General features: G+C 33.1%; 8 protein-coding genes and 1 pseudogene. 7 read left to right on the plus strand and 2 right to left on the minus strand.

Translation table 11 applies throughout. The features are described from left to right. The 7 genes and pseudogenes from V7056_RS19490 to V7056_RS19520 all read left to right on the plus strand — a co-directional run. Positions 1–286, plus strand: a 286-nt coding sequence (locus V7056_RS19490; protein WP_499704051.1) for an ArsR/SmtB family transcription factor, incomplete at its 5' end; no start/stop codon positions are given. A 41-nt stretch (positions 287–327) separates the two neighbouring features. Beyond that, positions 328–1,326, plus strand: a complete 999-nt coding sequence (locus V7056_RS19495) for an NADP-dependent oxidoreductase (protein WP_499704052.1) — start codon at positions 328–330, stop codon at positions 1,324–1,326. 892 nt (positions 1,327–2,218) lie between these two features. Beyond that, the gene (locus V7056_RS19500; protein ID WP_499704053.1) at positions 2,219–3,331 is read left to right on the plus strand and encodes an NADH:flavin oxidoreductase; all 1,113 of its coding nucleotides are present in this window, start codon (positions 2,219–2,221) and stop codon (positions 3,329–3,331) included. A 244-nt stretch (positions 3,332–3,575) separates the two neighbouring features. Continuing rightward, positions 3,576–3,833: a hypothetical protein gene (locus V7056_RS19505; RefSeq protein ID WP_499704054.1), complete on the plus strand. Its 258-nt coding sequence runs from the start codon at positions 3,576–3,578 to the stop codon at positions 3,831–3,833. Between the two features lie 247 nt (positions 3,834–4,080). Next, complete coding sequence (locus V7056_RS19510) at positions 4,081–4,968, plus strand: endonuclease/exonuclease/phosphatase family protein (RefSeq protein WP_499704055.1); 888 nt, start codon at positions 4,081–4,083, stop codon at positions 4,966–4,968. Between the two features lie 270 nt (positions 4,969–5,238). After that, on the plus strand, positions 5,239–5,604 hold the full coding sequence (locus tag V7056_RS19515) for a DUF3888 domain-containing protein (protein WP_499704056.1): 366 nt from the start codon (positions 5,239–5,241) through the stop codon (positions 5,602–5,604). 718 nt (positions 5,605–6,322) lie between these two features. After that, a pseudogene (locus tag V7056_RS19520) lies at positions 6,323–6,520 on the plus strand (beta-ketoacyl-[acyl-carrier-protein] synthase II); the annotation flags it as partial. A 206-nt stretch (positions 6,521–6,726) separates the two neighbouring features. On the opposite strand, the gene V7056_RS19525 reads toward V7056_RS19520, so the two are convergent. Together V7056_RS19525 and V7056_RS19530 are read right to left on the minus strand one after the other, a co-directional pair. Further along, a complete protein-coding gene (locus V7056_RS19525; protein WP_499704057.1) occupies positions 6,727–7,026 on the minus strand; it encodes a PaaI family thioesterase in 300 nt (99 codons plus the stop codon). Next, entirely contained in the window at positions 6,947–7,165 is a 219-nt protein-coding gene (locus tag V7056_RS19530) for a PaaI family thioesterase (RefSeq protein ID WP_499704058.1), read from the minus strand. Before V7056_RS19530 ends, V7056_RS19525 begins: the two co-directional genes overlap by 80 nt. Positions 7,166–7,426: the final 261 nt, after the last annotated feature.

The raw sequence follows: 7,426 nt of genomic DNA on the forward strand, positions 1-7,426 counted from the left end.
TCAAAAAGTACTATTAGCGATTGGAGATGAAACTCGTCAATCCATTTTGTTAGTGTTAATGGGTACGGAATGTCAAACAGGATTGCGTGTAGGTGAAATCACTCAACAAACACATCTATCTCGTCCTGCTGTGTCACATCATCTTAGGATTTTGCGAGATGCGGGTGTCATTTTAATGCGAAAAGAAGGAACAAAAAATTTTTACTTTATTGATGTCCGTACAAAATTAGGTTTATTAAAAGATCTTGTGAAGGATATCGAGGTTTTACTGCAAAAATTTTATTGATACTTTATATAGTGAAACGAAGTTATTTGGAGGGATAGAAAATGAAAGCAATGGTTATTGATCGATATGGGAAAGTACCGATGCATATGGTAGAAATGACCTTACCTGATATTGGAGAAAATGAAGTGCTTGCAGAAATACATGCAGCTAGTATTAACCCTGTTGATTTTAAAATACGCGATGGAAAAGTAAAAATGTTACTAAAATATAAAATGCCGCTTATCCTTGGTAATGACTTTTCAGGTGTAGTGGTAAAGGTTGGTGCAAAAGTAACTCGTTTTAACGTTGGAGATGAAATCTATGGACGTCCACGTAAACAGAAAATGGGAACATTTGCTGAATATATCGCAGTTCATGAAGAGGATATAGCGTTAAAACCTAAAAATTTGAGCTTTGAGGAAGCTGCATCAATTCCACTCGTTGGATTAACCTCATATCAAGCTTTACATGACATCCTTCAAATACAGAAAGGAGATAAGATTTTGATTCATGCTGGATCTGGTGGTGTCGGTACCTTTGCTATTCAACTCGCGAAACTAATGGGTGCCACCGTTACAACAACTGCAAGTGCAAAAGGAATGGATTTGGTTAAATCTCTCGGTACAGATGAAGTTATCAATTACAAAAGTACAAAATTTGAAGAAAAATTGAAAAATTACGATGCGGTATTTGATACACTTGGGGGAGAGACACTCGAAAAATCATTTAGTATTTTAAAAAACAGTGGGAAAATTGTTTCCGTTTCAGGATTGCCAAACGCTCGATTTGGTAAGGAGTATGGTTCAGGATTTTTTAAAACAATGCTATTTTCAGCAGCAAGTTATAAACTAACTATGCTCGAAAAAAAGTATAATGTTCAATATACGTTTTTGTTTATGAAGCCTAGTGGAGATCAATTACGTATTATTTCAAACTTTGTCGAATCCGGAAAAATTAAACCTGTAATTGACAAAGTCTTTTCTTTTAAAGAAGCTCAAATGGCGATGGAATATTCGGAATCCGGCAGAGCTAAAGGGAAAATAATTTTAAAAATGAGATAGTTATTAAATTGTACTGGAATTACTCTACGGCAGCTTATTTTTGAAGTAAAGATAGTTGAATCAGATTATAGTATTGGTATGTGAATCAAACCATTTTTAGCATTATTAGACGTTATGCAACTAACTGGCGCGTTAGTTGAAGATCATGAGTCACAGAAGTGGCTCATCTTTTATTAATTTCAAGGAATTTCCTATTTTCAATCGAATATATAAAATATAAATATTTACTAATATGTTGCGATTGGTGGTAACGTCATGAATTTTTTTCGAATTTATGGAATTTGGTTGTTTAAAAGTTCTAAGAAAGATTTAATTAATTTTTTGCTTTCAATATTTTTTATACCAATTCTATTGATTATTGAAACAAAGTTAATAAATAATAGGCTGTATTTTACGGTAATAATGATGCTTATAGTTTTGAATCTCTTTAGAATACTTGAAGATATCCTAAAAAAAATGTTTAAAGAAATTAATAAAGAAATTTCTCAATTTTATTTTTTCATTTTAGCAATGATTACTGTCATATCAGTGTGTATTATTTATTTCTTATGCAACTAACTGGCGCGTTAGTTGAACAACAAATAGAGGGTGATCATTCGATCAGCCTCTATTTACCTATATGGCAGTTTAGCTGAATAAGGAATGTTACAATAAATATTGAGAGGCTAATTTTCATTTGAAATTTCGGAGGAAAGTGAATTGGTAAAAAAAGGAATTTTTTTATCTGTTATAACTATTTATATATTGTTCGTTGACTAAAAGGACTTCAATATTTTACAAATGAATTTAAACTAAATCCAATAAAAATTGTAGTTAGAATAAGTCTCCTACTCCTTACAGAGACTACTTTTGATTAACCAATTATTTTATTAGTTAAAAAGGAGAGAAATTTATGAAATCAACAAAATCTGTTGAACCATTATTTACCTCATTTGAAATTGGAGAATTGAAGCTTGAAAATCGATTTGTTATGGCACCAATGACCCGCAAGTTTTCACCGAATGGGATTCCAGGTTCCAATGTAGCTGAATATTATCGACGACGAGCTGAGAACGGAGTTGGTTTAATTATCACTGAAGGTACTCTAATTGAGCATCCTGCAGCTGGAGCAGAACCTGATGTTCCACATTTTTATGGTGAAGAAGCTCTAAACGGATGGGCGCAAGTTGTTAAGGAAGTACATGAGGCTGGAGGAAAAATTGCTCCACAGATTTGGCACACTGGTATGGCGCGCGAAAAGAAAAATTTTCCTGATTCAGATGTCAATCCAATCGGTCCATCAGGTATCAGTTTAACTGGTGAAAAGGTATCTGAACCGTTAAGCGTCGAAGAGATTCAAGAACTCATTCAAGCTTACGCAAATGCTGCCTCTAATGCTAAGAAACTTGGGTTTGATGCAGTGGAAATACATGGCGCTCATGGATACCTTATAGACCAGTTCTTCTGGGACGTAACCAATAAACGTACAGATGAATATGGTGGTGATCTAGTAAGTCGCACACGTTTTGCTGTAGACGTAATCAAAGCCGTGCGTCAAGCTGTCGGTCCTAACTTTACTATTATTTTCCGATTTTCTCAATGGAAAGCTACCGACTATAATTTCAAATTAGCAAAGACTCCCGATGAATTGAAAATTTTCCTTGAACCACTGTCTGAGGCTGGTGTAGATATTTTCCATGCTTCAACACGACGATTCTGGAAGCCAGAGTTCGAGGAATCAGACCTTAACCTGGCTGGCTGGGCTCGTAAAATTACTGGTAAACCAGTAATTACAGTCGGATCAGTTGGTTTGGATTCTGAGATCAAGAGCTTATTCACGGAAGGTAAGGGTGGACAACCGGCAGATATCGATAATCTGATCGACCGTCTTGAGCGAGAAGAGTTTGATCTTGTGGCCGTTGGACGAGCACTACTAAGCGATCCGGCTTGGGTAGCAAAAATTCGTGAAGGTAACACCGAAGAACTGCGTTCATTTACGAAGGAAGCTTTAAATATTTTGAAATAAATACAAGGAGTTACTATTCTCTTTGATAAAAAACAGGCAGCTTGCTAAAAATGATAAGCCGCCTTTTTTTGAAAATTTTATATACTCTTATGAGAAAAGAATTATTATAAATTATTTAAAGCATCTGCTATTGGAATTTTACCATCGCACATTGTTATGACTTTGCCAATATTTTACAGATGAGACTTTTACATATCTTTCCAAATTTATTGAAAAGAATTATTAAAATTATAGTTTATGGGGTATGAGTGAAATTAATAAAGATATTTTGGAACGAATCCTTAACGATCTTGAGGGATTTAATCGATATTTAACAAATAACCCTACTGAGAGTGAGTTAAAGAATAGGATTGGGTTTTTGTTTGTGGGCGAAACAGAAAAAAATTTTAGAAAAAACTACGAGCAAAATATTTTAAGTTTAACTTTTTTAATAAATGAATTTAAAAAATGGATAACAGACCAACTAAAAGATCAAGAGTATATAACTATTTTAGGGATTTAATTGAAATATCTTTATTGAACTAACGCATGCGTTAGTTGAACAACATGAACTGCTTCGGCGGTTCTTTTTTATTGGAGTAAATTGCAGATTAGTTCAATAAGAATAAAAGATACTTCCTGATCTATACGGTCCCAATTTTTATATTAAATTAGTTTTTACACTTTTTTTACAAAATTCCACTATTTCGATAATGAAAATTTTTTATTCTTAAAGTTGTTTAATAGAAAACTTTGAGAGGATGATAGACTTGTTTAAGAAATTTTTTGCTTTTATTTTATTGCTATGCATGATTCCTATGTTCTCGTACAACAGTAAATCGATTGCCGCTGAAGAACGTCCAATTTTTGAAAGGGGTAATGAAACTGAAATTAAAGTCATGTCGTATAATATTCATCATGGAGAAGGCACAGATACTAATTTGGATTTGCAAAGAATTGCAAAAGTTATTAAACAATCAGATGCTGATATAATTGGTTTGCAAGAAGTAGATAATCATTTTTCGGAACGTAGTAATTTCGAAGATCAAGCGAAATGGTTGGCAAATTATTTAGGAATGCAATATACATATGCAGCAAATCTTGACTATGAACCTTTACAGGTAGGGCAACAGCGTCGTCAATATGGGACGGCTGTATTAAGTAAATATCCTATCCTATCTGCCGAGAATCATCTGCTCACTAATATTCCTTATCCAGTAAGCCCGACAGAGCAACGCGGCCTTTTAGAAACCGTAATTAACGTGAAAGGAAATCACGTTAATTTTTACAATACACATCTTGATAATAAAAGAGCCGAACAAAGGGATCTTCAAATCAGAGAGGTACTTGACATAGCAAATCAAAATGAAGGTGCAAATATCTTTGTTGGAGACTTCAATGCTATACCTGAAAGTGCAGAAATTATAAAGATGACTGCCCAATATAAAGATGTGTTTGATGTACTCGGTCAAAATGAGGATTATACCATTCCTGTAGATAAACCAAATCGTCGCATCGACTATATTTTTACTTCTGAAGATGTCAAAATTAGTACTGGGGAAGTCATAAACACTTCTGCTTCTGATCATTTACCAATTGCTGCAGAGCTCGTTCTTACAAAAAAGACTCCCTTTAATAATGGAGTAGGCAAGAATTAGCCCTTATTAAAGCTTGCCAAAATTAACGAAAAGTTACTTCAGAAAAGTTGTTTCGTTATTGTTAGAACTTTTTTAAGTTTTGGTACCATTCATTTAAAGAAACAAAAAAGGCGACTTCCATTTTTGGAAATCGCCTTTAAATACTTATTCAACTAACGAGAGCATTAGTTCAATAACTCTTGGGAGTTGATGAGGCACTTATTTTATTTTTTAGCATGATAGTGGAATAAATCATTTTAGTTCTTAGAAAACTAAAATGAGGTGATAATTATGAAGAGAATTGTAGTATTTCTTATAGTAGTAATGGTATTAGTGATATCTAATACAAAAGCGAATGCAAAAACAATAAATGAAGCTGAGACAGAATTAAGTGATACTCTAAAACTGGCACTTATAAATAGCCTAAGAGAGCCAGTAGATAAAGCAATCATTGATATATATAAGGATGACAAAAATGCACCAAAACATCTTACTTGGGCTTCATATGAAACAGAAATGCTTAAAATAAAGCAACTAAGTGGGATTGGTGGATTATATGAGATAACTCTAAAAGTATATCCGTATTATCGTGCTCATATCAGTTATGGAGAAGATGAGGTAGTGATTAGTATTGTTCGTTTTTCTGAAAACTTATAATATTAATGCAGGTCTTGTGGTTTTACTTAAAGGAGGATTAGAAAATACGATTCAATATTGTATAAAAATTATCAAAGCGTTCAGAAAGCAAATAAAATTGTGTCCCTCATTTTATCTTCGAATAAAATTGCCTACATAAATAAAGTAGAACAGCGTCCTATCTCTTTAAAAGAGCTTTATAGCGATGGCTCGATGGAAAACTTAATTAATTTAGTTAAATGGGAATTAAGAGTTCAGTATTGAATTTTGAAAATGGCCTATTAAAAGGAATATCACCAGGATTCTATCATTATGAAATTCTACTACGATTTTAGGAGGAAAGTGGAGGATGAGGAAGAAAAATGGTTTTTCTTACAGTGCATAGCAAAACCAAGGCTAAGGGTTGTTGTAGAATGAGCGATCAAGAAATTCAATGTATCTATCGTGTTTTCAAAATGTGACAATTTAACTATTTTTTATTAAGTAGCTAACTATTCAAGTTGCTATACCAATGTACAAATTAAATTATTTTGTCAACAAAGAAACTTAAAAACACAGACTTATATTGATTTTCCTCCTATAATCTTGCCACATTCTTCTTAATTATTCTACGAGCTGGCATTTTTTCATTAACTTTAAATTGATATAAAAACTATTTCAAACAAAAGTTAACGATGATTTTGGTTTCCATACTTGTGATTGGATAAATACGTTTTGCAATATAGAAAAATGATAGGAGAATAAATCGATGCTTGGCCATATGCTTGGCGCAGCAGGGGGTGTAGAGACAATTGCCTTAGTGAAAAGTCTGCAGGAAGGCATTATTCCTCCAACCATCAATTTAACTCATCCTGATTCAGAATGTGATTTAGACTATGTATCTGAAGGGGCAAGTAAGAATGAAGTGAACATTGGTATAACAAACTCATTTGGTTGAGGGGCCCACAATTAAGCTATTGTGTTGAAAAAGTATATTTAAATGTAGCGATTTGTGATGCCAAAAAAGAGGGAATTATATTCCCTCTTTTTATTAAAGTAAGTATCATAAATTACTCAATATCAAATATTTTACCCGTATGGTTATTGAACTGTTACTAATATCGCTTTTTGAGGTTCGTTATTCGATAAGCTAAAATTGTGCTCCTATCTTCCTGCTGATTTTTCACCTCGAAGAATCATACACGTACTTAAAGCATGAGCGACTAAAGAACCTCCTTCATCGAAAACATCACACTTGATCAAGCCTATCGTATTTCCTCTTTTCATAACCTCTGCTTTTGCTATAATTTTTTCGTTCCAGACGGGTTTTAAATAGTTAATTTTAAGTTCAACGGTTGTAAATGTTTCATTAATTTCTAATGTACTAACAAAAGGCCACACCCATCGCCATATCTGCAATATCGCATAAAATCCCACCGTGGATTGTACCCATAGGATTTGCATGTTTTTCTGTATCACATTGTAATTCAAAAACTGCTTTTCCTTCTTCGACATTTACAAGTTCCGCTCCAATTAACCTTGCAATGGGCGGATGTGGAACCTCACCATTCATAAATTTTTGCAGATAAACTTTTTTAGTCATTTTAACACCCCTCTATTATAAAAAATACAAAACGGTCTGTTTTTATTATACAATATAGGAGATATAATTTGTCAATATAATCCAAATGTTCAGATAAAAATAATGTGGTTTTGAAGACTTATAGCGTTATACTAAATTTAACAGACTACTCAGTTTGAAAAATTAGTCAGAAATGAGGACAAAAATATGCGAAAAGGCGAACGAACTAAGCAGATGATTATTGAAAAAGCCTCTGGACTATTAAATACACAAGGTTATATG

Source organism: Bacillus sp. JJ664 (assembly GCF_036962205.1).
In the GTDB taxonomy this organism is placed as follows: domain Bacteria; phylum Bacillota; class Bacilli; order Bacillales; family Bacillaceae_G; genus Gottfriedia.

Coding starts and splice junctions, on each gene's coding strand:
- V7056_RS19505 (WP_499704054.1), top strand. CDS start 3,576: ATGAGTGAAATTAATAAAGATATTTTGGAACGAATCCTTAACGATCTT.
- V7056_RS19530 (WP_499704058.1), bottom strand. CDS start 7,165: ATGACTAAAAAAGTTTATCTGCAAAAATTTATGAATGGTGAGGTTCCA.
- V7056_RS19500 (WP_499704053.1), top strand. CDS start 2,219: ATGAAATCAACAAAATCTGTTGAACCATTATTTACCTCATTTGAAATT.
- V7056_RS19495 (WP_499704052.1), top strand. CDS start 328: ATGAAAGCAATGGTTATTGATCGATATGGGAAAGTACCGATGCATATG.
- V7056_RS19515 (WP_499704056.1), top strand. CDS start 5,239: ATGAAGAGAATTGTAGTATTTCTTATAGTAGTAATGGTATTAGTGATA.
- V7056_RS19525 (WP_499704057.1), bottom strand. CDS start 7,026: ATGCAAATCCTATGGGTACAATCCACGGTGGGATTTTATGCGATATTG.